General features: G+C 44.5%; 12 protein-coding genes. All 12 read left to right on the top strand.

Annotated elements, in window-relative coordinates:
- The first annotated feature begins 48 nt into the window (after positions 1-48).
- The 12 genes from G3352_RS16370 to G3352_RS16315 all read left to right on the top strand — a co-directional run bounded on the left by G3352_RS16370 (position 49) and on the right by G3352_RS16315 (position 19,175).
- The gene (locus tag G3352_RS16370; protein WP_163758055.1) at positions 49-933 is read left to right on the top strand and encodes a flagellar hook-basal body protein; all 885 of its coding nucleotides are present in this window, start codon (positions 49-51) and stop codon (positions 931-933) included.
- Positions 934-1,639: 706 nt separating this feature from the next.
- Positions 1,640-2,479 (top strand): flagellar hook-basal body protein, encoded by an 840-nt coding sequence (locus tag G3352_RS16365; RefSeq protein ID WP_076287600.1) that lies wholly within the window; start codon positions 1,640-1,642, stop codon positions 2,477-2,479.
- A gap of 12 nt (positions 2,480-2,491) precedes the next feature.
- Positions 2,492-2,716, top strand: a complete 225-nt coding sequence (locus tag G3352_RS16360; protein ID WP_024632706.1) for a DNA-directed RNA polymerase subunit beta — start codon at positions 2,492-2,494, stop codon at positions 2,714-2,716.
- Between the two features lie 480 nt (positions 2,717-3,196).
- Positions 3,197-3,628, top strand: coding sequence for a 3-hydroxyacyl-ACP dehydratase FabZ (gene fabZ / locus G3352_RS16355; RefSeq protein WP_063567749.1), 432 nt, complete (start codon positions 3,197-3,199; stop codon positions 3,626-3,628).
- Positions 3,629-3,685: 57 nt separating this feature from the next.
- Positions 3,686-5,407, top strand: coding sequence for a phospho-sugar mutase (locus tag G3352_RS16350; RefSeq protein WP_163758053.1), 1,722 nt, complete (start codon positions 3,686-3,688; stop codon positions 5,405-5,407).
- 239 nt (positions 5,408-5,646) lie between these two features.
- Positions 5,647-7,668, top strand: a complete 2,022-nt coding sequence (locus G3352_RS16345) for a DUF5693 family protein (protein WP_163758051.1) — start codon at positions 5,647-5,649, stop codon at positions 7,666-7,668.
- Positions 7,644-8,798 (top strand): polysaccharide pyruvyl transferase CsaB, encoded by a 1,155-nt coding sequence (gene csaB / locus G3352_RS16340; protein ID WP_163758049.1) that lies wholly within the window; start codon positions 7,644-7,646, stop codon positions 8,796-8,798. The genes G3352_RS16345 and csaB overlap by 25 nt, the downstream gene beginning before the upstream one ends.
- A gap of 6 nt (positions 8,799-8,804) precedes the next feature.
- A complete protein-coding gene (locus G3352_RS16335) occupies positions 8,805-9,563 on the top strand; it encodes a WecB/TagA/CpsF family glycosyltransferase (protein WP_163758047.1) in 759 nt (252 codons plus the stop codon).
- 370 nt (positions 9,564-9,933) lie between these two features.
- Positions 9,934-11,061: a glycosyltransferase family 4 protein gene (locus tag G3352_RS16330; protein WP_072733618.1), complete on the top strand. Its 1,128-nt coding sequence runs from the start codon at positions 9,934-9,936 to the stop codon at positions 11,059-11,061.
- 161 nt (positions 11,062-11,222) lie between these two features.
- Positions 11,223-15,116: an S-layer homology domain-containing protein gene (locus tag G3352_RS16325; protein ID WP_163758046.1), complete on the top strand. Its 3,894-nt coding sequence runs from the start codon at positions 11,223-11,225 to the stop codon at positions 15,114-15,116.
- A 207-nt stretch (positions 15,117-15,323) separates the two neighbouring features.
- A complete protein-coding gene (locus tag G3352_RS16320) occupies positions 15,324-15,665 on the top strand; it encodes a hypothetical protein (RefSeq protein ID WP_024631636.1) in 342 nt (113 codons plus the stop codon).
- Between the two features lie 519 nt (positions 15,666-16,184).
- Complete coding sequence (locus G3352_RS16315) at positions 16,185-19,175, top strand: S-layer homology domain-containing protein (protein ID WP_163758044.1); 2,991 nt, start codon at positions 16,185-16,187, stop codon at positions 19,173-19,175.
- Positions 19,176-19,277: the final 102 nt, after the last annotated feature.

The following is a 19,277-nucleotide window of genomic DNA, read 5'->3' as shown; positions in this document are numbered from 1 at the left end:
CAGCCATCCTATAATGAAGGACAAGCGCTTGAGGAGAGGGGTTAATACATGTTAAGAGGTCTGTACACCGCTACCGCGGGAATGATTACGCAACAACGCCGCCATGACACCGCAACGCAGAATATCGTAAATATGAACACAACGGGATATAAACAAGTGAACAGCGTAAGCCGTTCTTTCCCGGAAATGCTCATTACTTTGGTAGGCGGAGATGCCAATCTTCCGACAAAGCGGCTGGGCAAGCTGAACACGGGGGTGTTCGCGGAAGAAAGTTTGTCCATGAATTTGCAGGGAGCCATTATGGAAAGTGGGCAAAAGAGTGATTTTGCCATTTCGTCCAATCTGGCCGTGAATGATCCACAGACAGGACAACCTGTCCCGTTTGACGGTTCAGGCAAATTTGTACGAGCTGATGGCACGGTAACGTACCAACCTCAGGCGTATTTTACAGTACAGGATGCAGAAGGCAACACAAGATATACACGTGATGGTCACTTCGAGGTTACAGGAACTGGACAGCTGCTCAGCTCAACAGGTTCTCAAGTTCTGGATAATAATGGACAACCTGTTGTGTTGACAGGCTCGGTAGACCAATTTAAAGTGGATGAGCAAGGTCGTCTTGTTAATGCAGACACGGGTGCACCCACAGGTGTTACATTGGGAATCAGCGTCATCGACCAACCCAACCAACTGGTACGTCAAGGCGATGGTAATTTCAGCCTGAGTGATCAGAATGGAGCAACGGCACGGATGATGGCTGCCGGTGATAATGTGCAGATTCGTCAGGGCTACCTGGAAGGTTCGAATGTAGATGCATCACAGGCAACTGTAGATATGAACGCAGCATTCCGTGCATATGAAGCGAACCAGAAAGTCGTACAATTCTACGACCGTAGTCTGGATAAAGCCGTCAATGAAGTTGGGCGTGTATAACGCCAACGTATAATATAGCCGCGTAGCGGAGAGCCAAACGCCCTTTGCGAAGCAAAGCAGAGAGGCTCACGCGAAGCGCAAGCCTAAACGCAGCGATGGTCTCGACAGCCCTTTGCAGAGCAAAGCAAGGAGAGACCACGCGGAGCGCAAAGTCTAAACGCAGCCGAGCCTATGCGAGGATTGCACAGCAGTATCCCGAGCGCAGCGATGGTCTCGACAGCCCTTTGCAGAGCAAAGCAGGGAGAGACCACGCGAAGCGCAAAGTCTAAACGCAGCCGAGCCTATGCGAGGATTGCGCAGCATTATCCTAAGCGCAGCGATGGTCTCGACAGTCCTTTGCGGAGCAAAGCAAGGAGAGACCACGCGGAGCGCAAAGGTCTAAACGCAACTGAGCCTGTGCGAGGATTGCGCAGCATTATCCTAAGCGCAGCGATGGTCTCGACAGCCCTTTGCGGAGCAAAGCAAGGAGAGACCACGCGGAGCTACCCGCCGCACAAAGAGCGTGCCCAGCTGATATTTAGCCATGTGAAACTATGGCGTAAATATCAGTTGGGCAGTCGCGGCGCACACACACCATCGTCACTTAGCAAGATTGTACCCCACGCACCCACTCCGCCTGTTTCGGGAGTCCAGAGGGCAGCGCCATCTGGGGCCCTCCCTACCAGGGAGGGTTTGGGAGGGTAGAACCAGGGAGGGTAACCACCGAATGAATAATTCCATGATTAGTGCAATGGTCTCCATGACCGGAATACAGCAGCGTCTGGATGTCATTTCCGATAATATTGCCAACGTAAATACGGCAGGCTATAAGAGTAAGCAAGCAGCCTTTGAAGATGTACTGACACGTGTGCAGCAGCAACCGGACAAGTACAAGCTGGATGGACGCTCGACCCCGATGGGATACAACCTCGGGTTTGGCGTACGTTTGGCTGATGTGACAAAGGATATGACTCAAGGTACACTCAATGAGACAGGCAATCCTACCGATCTGGCGATTGAAGGCAATGCGATGTTTGCCGTTGAAGCAAATGGTGAGAAAATGTGGACGCGTCAGGGTGCATTCCATTTTGTCCCTGATACTAGACCCAAAACGAATCCCAATGCGCCAGATATGATGGTGTTGGTCAATGGCGAAGGCCACTTTGCATTGGATCGTCAAGGTAATCGCATTACGGCACCGAATAACAGCAAGGTTGCATTTGATGAAAAAGGCAATCTGTTGATCCGTCGTGGCAATGAAGCCAATGCAACGATTGGAGCCCAACTGCAACTCGTTGATATCGAGCGCCCGGAAGGGCTTGTGCAGTATGCGGATAACCTGTTTGGTCTGGATGCGGGTCTGACTGAGGATGATGTATTTGGAGCCAATGCAGCTACACGTGAAGCGACAGCCATGATCCGTGCAGGCTACATTGAACAATCCAACGTGGATTTGACACAAGAGATGGCTTTGCTGATGCAAGGACAGCGGACTTACCAACTGGCGGCACGTGCACTGACATCCAGTGATTCCATGTCGGGTCTTGCCAACAATATGAGAGCATAAAAGGTGAATGTGATGACAGATACACAGCAGCAGAACAGCAAGCCGGATAAGACGAAAGTCAAGAAGAAGAAGAGTGGATGGCGCATCGCAAGATGGTTTTTGGTTCCGGTCCTGCTTGTTCTTGCCCTCGCTGGCGGATTGGTGGCTGGCTACGTGGTACTGGGCAAACAGGATATCGGTTCCGTATTGCAGTGGAGTACATGGGAACATGTATATGATTTGGTGTTCGCTCCGTAGATGAACGATATATGCGAAAACTCCTGCGTAGGCAGGAGTTTTCTTTTTGGCGTTGAAAACAGTATAATGATGGATGACGTTTGACGTCAAAAGAGGCCTCCCCTGCGAAAGACATTCGTCATCGCGAAGAGAGACCCCTTATCTCAACCTTCACTACTGCAGTCATGAAGGATATAAGTAGTATTAACTGAAAATATGCTTTTCATACAAATTAAATGAAAACCACATTTATATGAGGTGCATTATCATAATGTTTGTTTCACCACCGGCGTAGTGGAGGGGACGGAATCGATCCTGAAGAAGCGAAGCGCTCGCCTTTGTCTCCAAATTTTAACCTTTCTAATATTGCATCTAGAAAATTTGGAGACAACAGCGATCAGAAGGACGATCCGTAACCGTAACGTTCAACACGCTGGTAGTAGGCAATACATTATGTTGGGGATGACCCTCGTATAAATGACCCTGAGAGGAGATTATACTGTGCTCGATATCAAACAGATCCAAGAGATTATTCCACACCGTCCCCCGTTTCTGCTGGTGGACAAGATTGTAGAGTTAGAGGATGGCAAACGTGCCGTTGGTTTGAAAAATGTAACCATTAATGAACCTTTCTTCATTGGTCATTTTCCAGAGTATCCGGTAATGCCGGGTGTGTTGATTACGGAAGCATTGGCACAGGTTGGTGCAGTAGCCATTCTGAATTTGGAAGGCAACAAAGGCAAAATTGGCTTTTTGGCGGGACTGGACAATTTCCGATTCCGTGGACAAGTTGTGCCTGGAGATACATTGATGCTGGAAGTGGAGATTACGCGTCTCAAAGGTTCAATTGGTAAAGGCAAAGCTACAGCCAAAGTAGGCGACAAAGTAGTAGCTGAAGGCGAGATCATGTTCGCACTGTCTGACCCAAGCTAATGATTGTATAGTTTAGCGTTTAATTGAATTTTATATAGAAGGAAGGGGTTTGCAGGAATGGAACAGTTAAGCACAACAGCGGCACAAACATTGCAGCAGTGGTTGGAGGATGCTTCGATTGATGAAGCGACGAAACAGGAGCTTCGTGATTTGCAGGATCAGCCGAAAGAGCTGGAGGATCGTTTTTACAGAAATCTGGAGTTTGGTACAGGTGGATTGCGTGGTGTGATCGGAGCGGGAAGCAACCGGATGAACCGATATACCGTGGGTCGTGCAACGCAAGGGTTTGCCCGTTATTTGCTGGAGCAGCATGGCGACAAAGAAGGTAAACCTTCTGTAGTGATCGCGCATGATTCCCGTCATTTCTCACCTGAGTTCACACTGGATGCTGCCTTGGTTCTGGCTGGAAATGGCATTGTGGCTAAGTTGTTTACATCCCTGCGTCCTACGCCTCAGCTTTCCTTTAGTGTACGTCATCTGCAAGCAACCGGCGGTATTGTGGTGACAGCGAGTCATAATCCTCCTGAATACAATGGCTACAAAGTGTACAACCACGAGGGTGGCCAATTGGTACCACACGAAGCAGAGAAAGTCATTCAATACATTCAGGAAGTTCCTTCCCTCGCGGATGTGAAAAAGCTGACGCAGGAAGAAGCCGAAGCTCAAGGATTGCTCGTATGGCTTGGGGAAGAGGAAGATCAGGCATTTGTTGATACCGTTGCCAGCCTGAGCCTCAGTCGTGATCTGATTCAATCCGGCGTCGGCCGTGATTTCAAAATCGTCTTCACTCCACTGCACGGAACAGGTAATGTGCCTGTACGTCGTGTGTTGGAACAGATCGGTTTTGAGCAGGTTCACATTGTGGCAGAACAAGAACAGCCTGATGCTGAATTTTCCACAGTGAAATCCCCTAACCCTGAAGAGCGCGAAGCATTTACACTCGCAATGAAGCTGGGTGAATCCGTGGGTGCGGACATTCTGATTGGTACAGATCCGGATGCAGACCGCATGGGTGCGGTAGTGAAAGACAAGGATGGCAAGTATTTCGTACTGTCGGGTAACCAATCTGGAGCTATCATGGTGCACTATGTGTTGAGTCGTTTGCAAGAGACAGGTAAGCTGCCGAAAAATAGCGCGGTTGTCAAAACGATTGTAACAAGCGAGATGGGAGCGGTCATTGCCGAGCATTACGGTGCAGAAGTGATGAACACCCTGACAGGCTTTAAATATATCGGTGAAAAAATGAACCAGTTCGAAGCAACCGGAAGTCATACGTTCTTGTTCGGTTATGAGGAAAGCTACGGTTACCTGGCAGGCAGCTACGCACGTGACAAGGATGCAGTCCTGGCTGCAATGCTAATTGCTGAAGCAGCTGCTTATTATAAAAACCAAGGCAAAACGCTCTATGATGTCCTGCAAGAGCTGTACAGCCAATTCGGATATTTCCTGGAGAAGCTGGAGTCCCGTACGCTCAAAGGCAAAGATGGCGTAGCTCAAATTCAGGCGAAAATGACCGACTGGCGCTCCAATCCGCCACAAGAAGTAGCCGGCATCGCTGTACAAGATGTGCTGGATTACTCCCTTGGCTTGGATGGCTTGCCAAAAGAGAACGTTCTGAAATTTATTTTGGCAGACGGATCATGGTTCTGCCTGCGTCCTTCGGGAACAGAACCGAAGATCAAAGTATACTTCGCTGTGCGCGGAGAGAACCTGGAAGACGCCGAAAGCCGTATTGAGCGTTTGGCTACTACGGTGATGACGCGTGTAGACGCACAATAAATACGAATGCAGTACTGAGTAAGAACATGAGAAAGCCTCTCCGCACCGTAAGGTTGGTTGGCGGAGGGGCTTTTCTTTTAGGTAAAAAGGGTGAATTCCTACGTCTATTTTGGATGAATTGCGGATAGATGCACGTTTGTTGACACAAGCTGTTTGTATCCGGTATTTATTCACTATTATGCAATGAAAATCATGAGCTGAACGTGCATTTGGTTCCAACACTTGAGGAGGTACATGTAGTGCGTCAAAAATGGCTTTATTGGAATACCGCTTCACGGAAGTGGCTGTGGATTGTTGTCATTATCGGTTTGATTGCTTCCATCCCTGTCATCAGTGATCGGGTACAGACGGAATCTTCCGCCAAAAAGGTGGAGCTTGTCTTCAATTATCGGGGGCTATTGGATATCTCGGCTTATCAGGCCCATCCGCAAGACTTTATGAATGAACAACTGACTCGGTTGAAAGACGCCGGAGTGACAACCATGGCGGTGTTCGAAAGTACACTGGATGAGTTGAAGAAGTCCCGCCGTCTGATGGTATATAACGGGCAGGATCTTGCGAACATGACCAAAAATGTCATTCCTGCTAACGATAATTACACGTATGTTCTATTCACAAATGAGGAAAATGCACAAACGTATACCCCTATCATTGAACAAACGTTCGCCGATCGGGAGATTCCTGTGCTTCCATGGGAATATGAAGGTCGTAGCGGCTTAATATTGCAGACTCCACCGGAGAATGCCAACATGCAGCCTTTGCAACCAGATCCGGTTGCCGTGAAGATGCTGCGTGATAAAGGATTTTACATTTTGCCACGGATTTCAGACAGTGTTCCTTATAATCAGGAATCCATGGAACGCCTGCTTACCTTCTTCGAAGAAAATGGGGTAAAGCGCATCTTGTTTGATGGCGATGCTGTGAAAGGGTACAATGATAATGCAGAGATGAAGAGTATCGATATGTTTGCCCAGTTGCTGAACAAGCACCATATTGGACTGGCGGCTATTGAGAATTTGAAGAAACCACAATCCGGTTTTGAGACTCTCTCCTATAAAATTGATTACAATGTAACTCGTCTGTACTCCTTAAGTGATGGGGATGCCAATCTGGATGTAGACACCATTGCTGACCGTTTTGTTTTGGCTACCAAAGACCGCAACATTCGTATGCTCTATATGAATGCTTCGCCAAGTCGGAATACAGCCAAAGCCATGATCACCAACCCAATTGATAATCTAATCAACAGTTTGGGTGAGCCAGGTCATGCGATTGAACGTATGGGAAAACACGGCTTTGAACTGGGACAAGCTGAAGCGTTCACGGTTAAGGATTCTTCCATTCAGCGTTATGCCAAGCTGGTTGCCTTGATTGGTGCAATCGCAATGATTACGCTTATGGTTTCCTATTTTGTACCACTGCTGACATTGCTGGTATTTGCGCTGGCTCTGGTGGGTAGTGCCGGATTATTCTTGCTCAAACCGACGCTGCTGGAGCAAGGAATTGCCTTGCTGGTCGCTATTAGCGCGCCAACGATTGCAATGGTGCTGGCTGTTCGTACAGTGAACTATCAGCAACAGCGTCAGCCAGACGCGCCTGCGGGTCGCCGGTTGGCACAAACGATATTCTTATATGTAAGAACGTCGATTCTGTCGTTCTTGGCGGTACCTTTTGTCATCGCATTACTGAACAGCATTACGTACAGTCTGGTGATCAACCAGTTCCGAGGCGTGAGTCTGTTGCACTTTGCACCTATGGCGCTGGTAGCGATTTATATTGTGTTTTACCGTGGTTCGGGTACGTTCTCCATTAAGCAAATTAAGAACCTGCTTCGTACTCCGATTACCGTTGTGATGGTTGTATTAGCACTTGTTGCTGCCGTTGTTGGGTATTACTATTTGAGTCGTACAGGCAACTCGGGTTCGGTTACGCCTTTCGAGATGTTCCTGCGTGTTGTGTTGGAAGACACATTCGGCGTGCGGCCAAGATTCAAAGAATTTATGCTGGGACACCCGCTGTTTATCGTTGGCGTGTTCGCCGCTTTAAAATATCGTAAAGTCATCTTTGTGCTCATTATTGCAGCAATTGGACAATTGTCCATGGTGGATACGTTCGCTCATATCCATACGCCAGCTGTATTGTCACTCATTCGTGGAGTGATGGGATTGGGACTTGGCTTAATCTTCGGTATCGTTGCTGTGGGTGTGTGGCAAGTAGCGGAAGGATGTTGGAAAAAATGGTCACCACTTCTCAAAAGTTAGTCATCTCGGGATATTACGGATTCCGCAACAGCGGAGACGAAGCGGTACTAAAGTCAATTTTGACGGCGCTGGAAGAGGAGAGTCACAGATCGAATGTCACGATTGAGCCGATTGTGCTCTCCGGTGACCCGGAGTCGACCACTTCAATGTACGGTGTACGTTCAGTACATCGGATGAAGTTGAAGGAGGTTCGCGAAGCGATCAAGGAAAGTGACGGTTTAATTAGTGGGGGAGGAAGTCTGCTGCAGGATGCAACCGGACTGAAATCCATCCCTTACTACCTGGGTGTTATCAAACTGGCCCAATGGTTGAAAAAACCAACATTTATCTATGCTCAGGGCATTGGACCTGTAAATCGCAAAATGTTCAATCCAATGATTCGTTCGGTCTTCAAGGCCTGCAATTATGTATCTGTGCGTGATGAACAATCCGCTGAATATTTGCGTGGGCTCGGATTGCAGTGGAATCAGATTCATGTGGTCCCTGACCCAGTGATGGGTCTGCCACTGCCTGAAGTCAATGCGGAAGAAGTAAGTTCAGTCGCGGTTAATGCTCAAGGAGCAAGCGTTCATACCAAACTCCCTGTGATCGGCGTTTCGGTACGTTTCTGGGAGTCGGATCGTAAAGAGCTTACAGCGATTGCTGCTGGACTGAAGAAGCTATGCTCCAAAAAAGCCGTTCACTTGCGCTTTATGCCATTTCACTTACCGATTGATGAGCAGGCTTCACGTTTTGTCATGGAAATGCTCGGTGACCTCGGTAACAAGGGTAGCGAAGTAAGTATTACCAAGGATCTTACCGATCCGCAGCTGATGCTTCAGGAAGTCAGCAATTGTGACGTCGTTATCGGCATGCGTCTGCACAGTCTGATCTATGCAGCATCACAGTATGTTCCACCCGTTGGTATCTCGTATGATCCGAAGATTGATCAGTTCATGCTGCGTCTGGATAGTGAAACCGTGGGTAATACGGATACGCTGGATGGGGATAAACTGGCGAAGACGGTGGCTAACCTGTTGGATCAGCGTTCACAGTGGCTGAAGGAACATGAAGAAGGCATTACCGAATTGAAGCAGGAAGCCAAAGTGCCTGCTCAGCAAATTATTAAATATTTAGGCCGCAAAGGGTGAAATAAGATGAATCAGACCGGACCAATACCTACCGTTTCAATCTATGGTATTCCTTTTTCCAAACTAACAATGAAAGAAACGGTGGAGGTTCTACGCCAAGCAGTGCTTACAAAACAGCCGCACCAAGTCATTACAGCCAATCCCATCATGGTCATGGCCGCGCTGGAGAATCCAGCGATGATGAAGGTTATGCAGTCTGCGGAAATGATTGTTCCTGATGGAACAGGGGTTGTATGGGCTGCCAATTATTGTGGGGAGCCTGTGGCAGAGCGGGTACCTGGATTTGATCTTTTACATGAATTGCTGCGTGTTGGAGAAAACTATCGGTGGGGCGTGTATCTGCTCGGTTCCACACCTGAGGTGATTCAAGAAACGGCAGTTCGGTTACAAGAGCAATATCCGGCGATTCGAATTGTAGGTTATCGCGACGGTTATTTTGGTCCGGCTGAGGACGAGCAGGTTGTCGCTTCCATCCGTGAAGCTGCACCTGATCTGCTGTTTGTTGCACGTGGGGCAGACACGCAGGAACCGTGGATTCACAAGTACAAAGATGCGCTTCAAGTTCCTGTTACCATGGGGGTTGGAGGCAGCTTTGATGTGATTTCGGGGAAAACCAAACGTGCACCTAAAGTGTTCCAAAAGTTAAGACTGGAATGGTTTTATCGTCTGCTTCGCGAACCTAGTCGGGCTGGTCGAATGCTTGCGCTTCCGAAATTCGCTGTCAAAGTGATGCGGGACAAAGAAAACGTGACTAAAGTCCGTTAAAATTAGGCTATTACGAGTAAAATGAACGTTTTTGCTAAAAATTGAGGTTGGTATTTTGCCTGTGATCAGCGTATAATTCATTCCGGATTACATGTGTCGTACTGCTTGAATTAAAACGTTACACTGAGCAACTACGATAGCAAGGCAACCTTCCGATCGCTGTTATCCCCAGATTTCTTTTATTACCCTTTTATAAGGGTGAAATCAGGTAATAAAGGCGAACGCTTCGCTTCTTCAGGTTTTCCTTGCTCTCTTCGTTATCGTGTAACAAGTATTCAAAAATGACTAACAAATGATTTTTTATATATAAAAAGAGATCAGGGGATTTATAATTTCTTACAGGTATTATAATTGGGGGTCGAATGTTCAAATGGTAGCGATCTTTATCATTGGATTTATCGTGTCAATGGGACTGGCTCTTGCCCTGACACCACTTGTCAAAAAGTTCGCAGTCAGAATCGGAGCAATGGATACGCCGAATGCTCGTAAAGTGCACACTCGCATTATGCCACGTCTTGGTGGTCTAGGGATTTTCCTGGCCTTTATCATTACCGTTGCTGCACTGCTTCCTTTTGTGTCAGCATGGTTTACGACAAGAGACATGAGCTTTGTCAGTGCTTTTCTGATCGGTGGATCGATCATCGTACTGATTGGTGCATTGGATGATCGTTTTGAACTGTCAGCCAAAGTGAAACTGCTCGGACAAATTGTTGCTGCTGCTGTAGTCGTATTCGGATTCAATATCCGTGTAGACTTCGTCAATATTCCTTTTCAGGATGCGTACTCCTCACTGGAAGCTTGGGTGTCCATTCCGCTGACGATTCTCTGGATCGTTGGTGTAACGAATGCGATTAACCTGATTGATGGTCTGGATGGTCTGGCTGCTGGTGTATCCGGTATTGCGATTGGTACCATTGCGGTGATGTCCTTCCTGATGGGTAACATGATGATTGCCTTGATGTGTCTTGTACTGCTTGGTAGTATTGTTGGTTTCTTGTTCTTCAACTTCCACCCAGCCAAGATCTTTATGGGGGATACGGGATCACTATTCCTTGGTTTCTCTCTGGCAATGCTGTCCATGCTTGGTTTCAAACAAATTGCTGTCGTGTCCTTCATTACACCGTTGATCATTATCGGTGTGCCGCTCTCGGATACCTTCTTCGCGATCATTCGTCGTGCGGTACAACGGAAACCGATTTTCTCACCGGATAAAGGTCACTTGCATCACTGCTTGCGTGAACTTGGATTCAGTCACCGTCAGACAGTGCTGATCATCTACGGTATTGCCGCATTCTTCGGTGTACTGGCGATTATCCAATCTTCCGCTGCGATGTTCGAAGCCAACTGGGTAACGTTCGTCGTGATCTGTATCATGATGTTCTTCCTCCAGGTTGGAGCAGAAGTCATCGGACTTGTAAGCAAAACCAGAAGGCCGGTCATTAACTTCCTGATGCGTATGCGCGTCAAGTTGAACCCGGAGACCCGCTCGAAATCCTAAATAGAAACGCTCGTTTACTGATCTTATTGAATATTCTTTCAACCCAAACCTTGTCCTTCGTGGACAAGGTTTTTTGTTTATTTTGCTGTTTTTACTAAATAATTGGAACCTTTCGGCCGATATATAACGGTAACTGACTTAAAAAGAGGAGAGATGATTGCATGCAGCGTACGAAGAAGCCGATGATTTGGCTGATGATGGTGGCACTGGTTGTATCTCTAATACCAGCAGGCCTTGCACCAGTCGCATCGGCGGCAGGACAGACGAGTTATTTTACTCCGGATAATGCTGGGAACGTCCAATTGAAAGATACAGTAGGTCTCAAAATGAGTGGAACTGGCACGGATGTGCTATCGCGTTCAACTGCATTTGTTGTAACTAGCAGTGAACAGGCCGTAACGGGTACGTTCACTAACGTAACAGGCTCTACATTGGGTGCCAATGTTCAACTGATGAATCTGAAGGATGGTACTTGGGTTCCAGACAGTACGCGAGTAGCACCAGCGGTTGTAACGGTTGATCCAGATCGGCCAGACAATCGTTTTAAAGCAACACTTACATTATTTCCCGGAATGAACAAAGTAACGTTTACCGGTTCCCAGGGACCAAGCGAACGTTCTGAAAGCTTCTATATCTTGTATGACTCTGTACCATACATTGAAAAGCTGCAAGTTTTGGGCGGGGCCGATAATCTTGATCTAAATGAAGGATCACAGGTTGTTGTAGATACGGGTGATGTGACTATTCAAGGTGTAGCCCACAACTCCTCTAAAGTAACAGTAAGTTTGAATAATGGTGAGGCATTACCAACATCATTATCTCAACAAGACGGTGCATTTTTCTCGCCAATGCTTCGATTGAAGGCAGGCAAAAATGATGTGGTCATCACTATTGAAAGCGGAGTAGACAAAAATAAATACACTTATTCTCTGCTCTACTATGATGAAGAAAATCCATTCTCTCAACTGGATTTGAATGAGGGTTCAGGTGGACTGTCGCAGAGTATGCTCTCGGAAAGGCCTACTTATGGAGGTGACCCTTTACAAGCCAGTGTAACTGTTCAATTACTTTTGCCGGATGATAAAACAACTGCTGTTCCTGAAATCTCGGTGGATGGCGCATTGAGTGGCATTGTTCCAAAAATTGAACCCATTCCTAGTGTGGGAATCAACACGCCTTCATATGCTCTGATTTCGTTTGAAATCCCTTCATTGAAATTTACAGAATCAGGAACTGCCCCTGATACTACGATCGATCGCTTGCAAAATCATTCGTTGAGTGTGAAGTATGGAAAACACACAGCAAGTGTAAATATGAATTTTCAATATCTAGAGAATGAAACGGTTATTACGGATTTAAAATATCTTAAGGACTATAGCGGCTCTGGTGATGCACCAGAAGGGGTACCTCTTTCGGGTTCAAGTGTCACTTCTGCGGATTTTTATATCCTCGTAGAAACCAGCAGAAATCCTAATGGAAGTGTGTTGACAGCCGAATATCTTCCAAGAAGCACAAGCCCGATTGAATTTTCACCAACAGTTATACAAATATCTCCAACTAAATATATTTATCAAATCAAAGGCTTCAAAAACGGAAATCAAACAGTTCAGTTCAAGTTTGCTGGATCAACATCAAGTCGTAATGCGACGATCTCCTTTGCCTCCAAAAACTATATTTTTGTGAGCAACCTGACGGATGGTCAGACATATGACATGAACTCCAAAAAAACAGATAAATTGCTGGTTGAAGGTAAGTACGTTGACTTTGCAACATTAGATAGCAACTACTTTGTAGCAGAGATTTTCGCAAACGGTGTAAAAGTGTATTCGACACACCCTGCAGCGAACACGACTCAAAAAAAGTTGACTTTGGGCGCTGATGGAAGCTTTAAAGACGTTGAAATTGATATTGACGGAGATAAGGGACCTTTATTCTTTGGGGAAAACCGCATCGTATTAACGGGTACAGGAACTGGAGAGAAAGGCCAGCTGAATGAAGTAACCAAAGAATTGCGCATATACATTAATGATAATAATGTATCGACAATCAACAATTTTCAGCCGGCACCAAGTAAAAATCGCTCCACATTCCTTGATCCGTATAACCCGGATGATCAATGGGTGAAAAACCTGTTTAACCTGTCCACGGATTTCACATTTGCCGACAAGAAATACACGACCAGCCTTAAAAATTTTGACTTGGCAATACGCGGTGCAGGGGCTATTCGAATGAGCCTGAGTATGGGGACTCAAACTATTTTTGACGTGAATATACCAGAAGGATCGGCAGGTAATACAACTTGGGCAGATCCAACAATTTCTCCTGAGTATGCGCTAAACAATGGTAATGTTATTGTGGATCGTGCCGGTAGTCAGAAGGACTTTGTTGTACGATTGAGAGACCTGAAAGCTGAGACACCAGGAACATATATCTACACATTAGATCTTTATAACAAAACTGGAGCAAAAACAAGCCAGAAGGTAGAAGTGGTCAGAGAAGCTGCAGGTTATCGTATTATAGCTCCGCAACCTACTTCAGGTAGTCAAATTGTTGTCAACAAAAACTTTGTTCATTTTGATATTGAGGCAGAGGGAGCAACGTCCGTTATTATTGATAAAGAGACAGCTAAAAAGCTTCAAGGAATAGAAACGGACCGTTTTGCTCTTGATTATGTTGGACTCAAATCCGATAAAGTGAACAAAATTAAACTAACAATTGATCGTAATGGTGTAAAAACAACGGATACAATTGAAGTGTACTATACTAGTGCTACTGGAGTGGATTCTCAGTATATGGCTCCTAAAGTAGCCACTAAGTACTCTGCCTTCAATAAACAGCTTGAGCTAAGCTTCCCGAAAGGGACGGTAATGGAAAGTGTAGACACCAGTGGAATCGCAAAGTTCTATCCTAATAACAAACTGTTGTTTGGTATTGCGGATCCGAATACCGGTATTGTGGAACGTCGTAACGATTACGGAAGTATTGTTGGTTTCAAAACAGAAGAAGGAGATCCCAATCCATTAAGCGTACCAGATGATTATTACAGAAGGTTCTCGGCGATCACGGGAGATTCTGTGAACTTTAGTCCGATTTCAGACATTTACTGGATTAGTGGAGGTTTAGGGGAGTCGGGCACAAGAGGCACTGACAACTACAAAGAGCCAACAAATGGGGTAGGTCCATACACTATAGATTCATTGTATGGTAATCCATTAACACCTACTGAGCGCAAAATCAAACCATCTCAACGTGGTACATTGACATTGACTTATGATTCTAATGTGGTAGATGACGCGGGCTCCACAATCTCGGTATTCTACTACTCTTCAAGTAGAGAATGGAAACGTATTGGTGGAGAAGTGGATTCCAAGAAGCATACAGTAACTGTTCCGTTCGATAATTTCGGGTACTATAAAGTCATGAAGCTTAGAAGAAGTTACAACGATATCACGAACCACGGTTGGGCCAGAAATATTCTTAATGCATTATACGCCAAAGGATTTATGGCACCATTGCGTTTTGAACAATTTGGAACAGATGATCGGACTTCCAGAGGAGAGTTTGCCACACTTTTGGTAAAAGGATTGAATCTTCCGATTACTTCTGATAGCAGAAGAACATTTACAGATGTGGCGCCTGGAACAAGTTCATATACTTGGGATTATGACAGTATTGAGACAGCGGCCAGAGCAGGTATCATTACAGGATTGACCGATGGTGTGTTTGGGCCGGATCGTCCTCTCACACGTGAACAGGCAGCGGTCATGATAGCGAGAGCACTTGAGCTCAAGTTAGCTGCAAATGACAACAAGCTCCAAAGTGCATTGGCCAAGTCTTTCATCGACTCGGGCAGTATGGAGAACTACGCGGGTCCTGCTGTGCAAGCCGTTACCAAAGCGAAGATCATGGAAGGGTCTCCTGTAACAGTTGCCGGTCAAAGCAAACCACAGTATGCATTTAACCCGAAAGGAAACCTGACTCGTGCAGAAGCAGGTAAGATCGCGGTTGAATTGCTCAAGAAGAGTACCAAAGTATTCCCTAAAAACTTGAGTTAATTTATGTGATAGCATGGATGCATTTTAGGAAGGACCTGTCCCTTGCACTAAAGGGGCAGGTCCTTTTTATGAGTGTTAAGTAACTGATAAAGAACACTTTTATAATAGAAGAAATAAGTTTTTTACCAATAACTATTTTTGTAATTTGCTAGAGTTTAAGATACAATAACGGTAAATACACAATGATCTAGAGGGTGAAGTTAGCTAATGAAACCGATTTATTCGAAAGCCCAGCTGGGCTACATGAAGGCAAAGACACAGTTCGAGAAACAAGCAGTCATTCTGGAGAAGAAAATAGAAGATACACGTAAAACACAGGAAGTTTCCCAAGAAGTGATGGAAGGGCTTGTACAGGCGACTGGCTTCCATGATGCGTATAACAATTTGGTTCTGGCTGAAAATGACTTGATTGAATGGTCTCACACCACGATGAAGCATGAAAAGACGTACCGAGAAAATAGACAACCTATTGACGATATGTATCTAAGATTGAACAGTGATCCAAATATGCGTGCTCAAATTATTGACCTTGCGATGAAAATTCGCTAAGTTATAGAACCGAAACTTTACGAAAGGCATTCCAAATGGAATGCCTTTTATTTTATTGTACATTTAGAAGAATTTGTCGCTTCATGGAGCGGGTTTACGGGTATAAATAAAACGTCCCCATCCATTATTACACCATATAATTTCTAACAGTTTGCTTCATTCCCACTGAATTAATGGTTTTGAACATCAAAATTACCTGCACTGTATCAATACATAAATAAGTTCAAAACTTTTTTTGAGGAATCCGCAACTTTTTGAAATCTGCTGCGTTTAAGATGTAGAGTCAAAAACATTGGGCCTCTTACCAAGAATGACCTCGTGAAGAATCTTGTCTATTTATTAGAAAAAATTGCTTTACGGCGAGAGTAACCCATTGTATAATACGTTAGGTAGGATTAGGAAACTACTCTATTTTCGTATGATTCTATTATTATAATTGTTTACAAGTTTCTGTGATATGCTCACAGACATCATTTATATTAACTTGCTCAGGACTCTGGAAAGGGGGTGCAACAATATATGAGGAACACGAGCGAAACTATTAAAGAAAATTCCCATGTTATGAACGCCCAAGGAGGAGAAAAAAAGGTTATGAAGAAAATTTTATCCGTAGCATTGTCTACAGCAATGGCATTCTCGATGTTTGCATCTGTAGCATTCGGTGATACAGCAGTTTCACCACAACAACAATTTGATGCATTGAAAGCAAAAGGTGTTTTCACTGGTTACCCAGATGGAACAGCTGGTTTGGACAAAGAGATGACTCGCGCTGAGTTCGCAAAAGTTATCACTAAATTGCTTGGTCTGAAAGAAATTACTGGTGTATATTCTTACAACGATAAAAACTACAATGCTAAAAACTGGGCTGCTCCTTACATTGAAGCAGTAACAGCTGCAGGCATCATGGAAGGTAAAAACGTTGAGAAGAAAATCTTCGACTTCAACGGTAAAGTAACTATCGAAGAAATGGCGAAAGTTCTGACAATCGCTTTGGATCTCGAAGTTCCAACTGAAACTAATAACTCAGCAACAGCTTGGGCTAAAGGTTATGTTCAAGCAGCAATCAACGCTGGTCTGCTTGACACTAGCTTGAACTTCCAATCCAATGCTTCCCGTCAATTGCTTGTAGGCGCAGCTTACGCGATTGATCAAGAGCAAAGCTTGAAAGTTTCTTCTTACGAAGTAACTGAAGCTGGTAAAGTTGTTACTTTCAAAATGAGCGATGGCGAGTCCGTTAAAGTGACTTTGGATAAAGCTCTGGAAGCTAACAAAGAAACTGAAGTTAAATTCACTTACAAAGAGAAAAACTTCACTGAAAAAGTTACTTATAAAACTACTGTAGCTCAAGCTGTAGCTTCTGTATCTGCTACAAACTTGAAAGAAATCACAGTTAAGTTTGATGGTACTGTAGATCCTAACTCAGCTGAAAGCACTAATAACTATGTTGTTAGCGGATTGACTTTCAAAAGCGCTACATTGTCTGATGACAAAACTACTGTAACTTTGTTGGTATCTGAAGGTAACACTTCTTTGACTAACCAAAGATCCACTAGTCTTCAAATCAACAATGTTAAGAATGCTGATGCAACAAAAACTTTCACACAAAAAGTAGAGTTCACTCCACTTGATGTTGCAGTTCCAGAAGTAAAAGAAGTTAAAGCTTTGGGAACAAAAGCTTTCAAAGTAGTTTTCAGTGAGCCAGTTAAACCTGAAACTGTTAACGCAACTTCTTTCCGTGTGGATAACAACGTAATTGCAGCTTCTGTAAAATACGCTTATCCTAACGTTGCGATTGTAACTACTGATCTGACTGCTGGTGAGCACACATTGCGTGTGAGCGGCGTACAAGACTACTCTGGTCTGGCAATCGTTCCAGTGGAAAGCAAATTCACAGCAACTGAAGATACAGCTGCTCCTAAAGTAGTTGGCGTTAAATCCAACGACTTGAAAGAAATTACTGTAGAATTTGATGAGACTGTGAAAAGTGTAGCAAGTGCATATGCTAACACTTCAGGCAACACTGCACAATCCATTGAAATCAACGACACAAAAGTTACATTGAAATTCAACAATCCGTTGAATGTATCTGAGAACACAGTTTACTTGACTGCAGTATCTGACTACAGCAATAACTCTGCTAACGTTGATACAAAAGTAACTCCAACTTTGGATACAGTTCGTCCTACAGTTGTAGATACTAAGTTCAAAATGGAAAACGGTAACTACATTGCTGAAATTCAATTCAGCAAATCTTTGAAAGTGTCTTCTGCACAAGACGCTGAGAACTATGTTCTTAAAGACGCAGAAGGTAAAGTCGTAACTGAGTCTGGACTGACTTCTAAAGGTCACCCAGTAATTACACCAGTTTATACTGAAAACACTAAAACTGTTAAAGTTAACCTGGGAAGCAGCTTGAAATCTGATGCTACGTACACATTGACTGTGTCCGGTGTTGTTGATACTGCAACTATCGGAAATGTATTGTTGCCTTACACTGCGACATTGAATGCTAACACTGCTCAAAACGGTAGTGTAACACGTGTATGGACTGACCTTACAGCACAACAACTTGATGGTACAAATCAGCCTAGATATGTATACATTCAATTTAACAAAACATTAGCTACATCTGGTGATGGAAATGCTCTGGATGCAGCAAAATATATGGTTACTTTGAATGGTACACAATATCAAATCGCTAAAGAGAACAACGATATTACATTGATCTCCACAAACACAGTACGTATTACTGTAACAAGCGATAACCTTCCTACTGTTTCTTGGAAAAATGCTAAAGTATCTGCAAGCTACATCAAAGATTCTGAAGGTAAATACTTCAACTCTTCGAATTACTCCGTTGGCAACAGTGTGAATAATTCTCAAGTTGAAGCTACTACTGACGATGTATATGCTACAAGCCGTAACGAAGTAAAAGTTAAATTTAACACAGCGTTGTCTAACGTTAACTTGGGAGACTTCGATCTGAACGGAATCCGTCCTACAAGCTACACAATGGCTGATTCTAACAAAACTCTTGTTCTGAAGTTTGCTGATAACACAATCAATAACGATGTTAACGGCTATACTTTGAAAGCTACTAACCCTAGCACTCAAGATGGCTTCGGTAACAAACTTCAAGCGTTCACTGCAACTGTAAAAGACGGTATTGCTCCAACAGTAACTTTGAAAGATATCGTTAGAACAGGTAACACTGTTACATTTACAGTATATGCTTCTGAAAATCTTAAACAAGATGGCAACTACGGTCCTGCTTACATCCAAGGATTGTTCAGTGTTGATGCAGGTAGCGACGTAACTGCAACAATTACTGGTGCTACTCTTGACAACACAGATAAGAGAACAATCACTGTTACTGCAACTGTAGCTGGTAACACTGATGGTAAAGTAGCTACTGTTAAATTCGACGGTGCTAAAAACAAAGCAGCAAAAGCTATTAACGACGAAAACGGCAACGCACTGGGTGAGTTCTCATTCGGTAAAGAGCTGTAATTTATATCTTCCTAAAGCAGCCTTGCATCTTATTGATGCAAGGCTGTTTTTTGTTATGTTCTTAATCAGGAAATATTAAATATCATTAAAAGTTACCGCTTT

It is taken from the genome of Paenibacillus sp. ALJ109b, from assembly GCF_010747435.1.
In the GTDB taxonomy this organism is placed as follows: domain Bacteria; phylum Bacillota; class Bacilli; order Paenibacillales; family Paenibacillaceae; genus Paenibacillus; species Paenibacillus taichungensis.
The sequence above is the reverse complement of the archived record's forward strand: the minus strand, read 5'-3'. Positions and strand labels throughout refer to the sequence as shown.

What these genes read in the sequence shown, in the direction of transcription:
- G3352_RS16365 (WP_076287600.1), top strand. Translation starts at nt 1,640, where the DNA reads ATGAATAATTCCATGATTAGTGCAATGGTCTCCATGACCGGAATACAG.
- G3352_RS16335 (WP_163758047.1), top strand. Translation starts at nt 8,805, where the DNA reads ATGAATCAGACCGGACCAATACCTACCGTTTCAATCTATGGTATTCCT.
- G3352_RS16350 (WP_163758053.1), top strand. Translation starts at nt 3,686, where the DNA reads ATGGAACAGTTAAGCACAACAGCGGCACAAACATTGCAGCAGTGGTTG.
- G3352_RS16315 (WP_163758044.1), top strand. Translation starts at nt 16,185, where the DNA reads ATGAGGAACACGAGCGAAACTATTAAAGAAAATTCCCATGTTATGAAC.
- G3352_RS16360 (WP_024632706.1), top strand. Translation starts at nt 2,492, where the DNA reads ATGACAGATACACAGCAGCAGAACAGCAAGCCGGATAAGACGAAAGTC.
- G3352_RS16320 (WP_024631636.1), top strand. Translation starts at nt 15,324, where the DNA reads ATGAAACCGATTTATTCGAAAGCCCAGCTGGGCTACATGAAGGCAAAG.
- csaB (WP_163758049.1), top strand. Translation starts at nt 7,644, where the DNA reads ATGGTCACCACTTCTCAAAAGTTAGTCATCTCGGGATATTACGGATTC.
- G3352_RS16330 (WP_072733618.1), top strand. Translation starts at nt 9,934, where the DNA reads ATGGTAGCGATCTTTATCATTGGATTTATCGTGTCAATGGGACTGGCT.
- G3352_RS16325 (WP_163758046.1), top strand. Translation starts at nt 11,223, where the DNA reads ATGCAGCGTACGAAGAAGCCGATGATTTGGCTGATGATGGTGGCACTG.
- G3352_RS16370 (WP_163758055.1), top strand. Translation starts at nt 49, where the DNA reads ATGTTAAGAGGTCTGTACACCGCTACCGCGGGAATGATTACGCAACAA.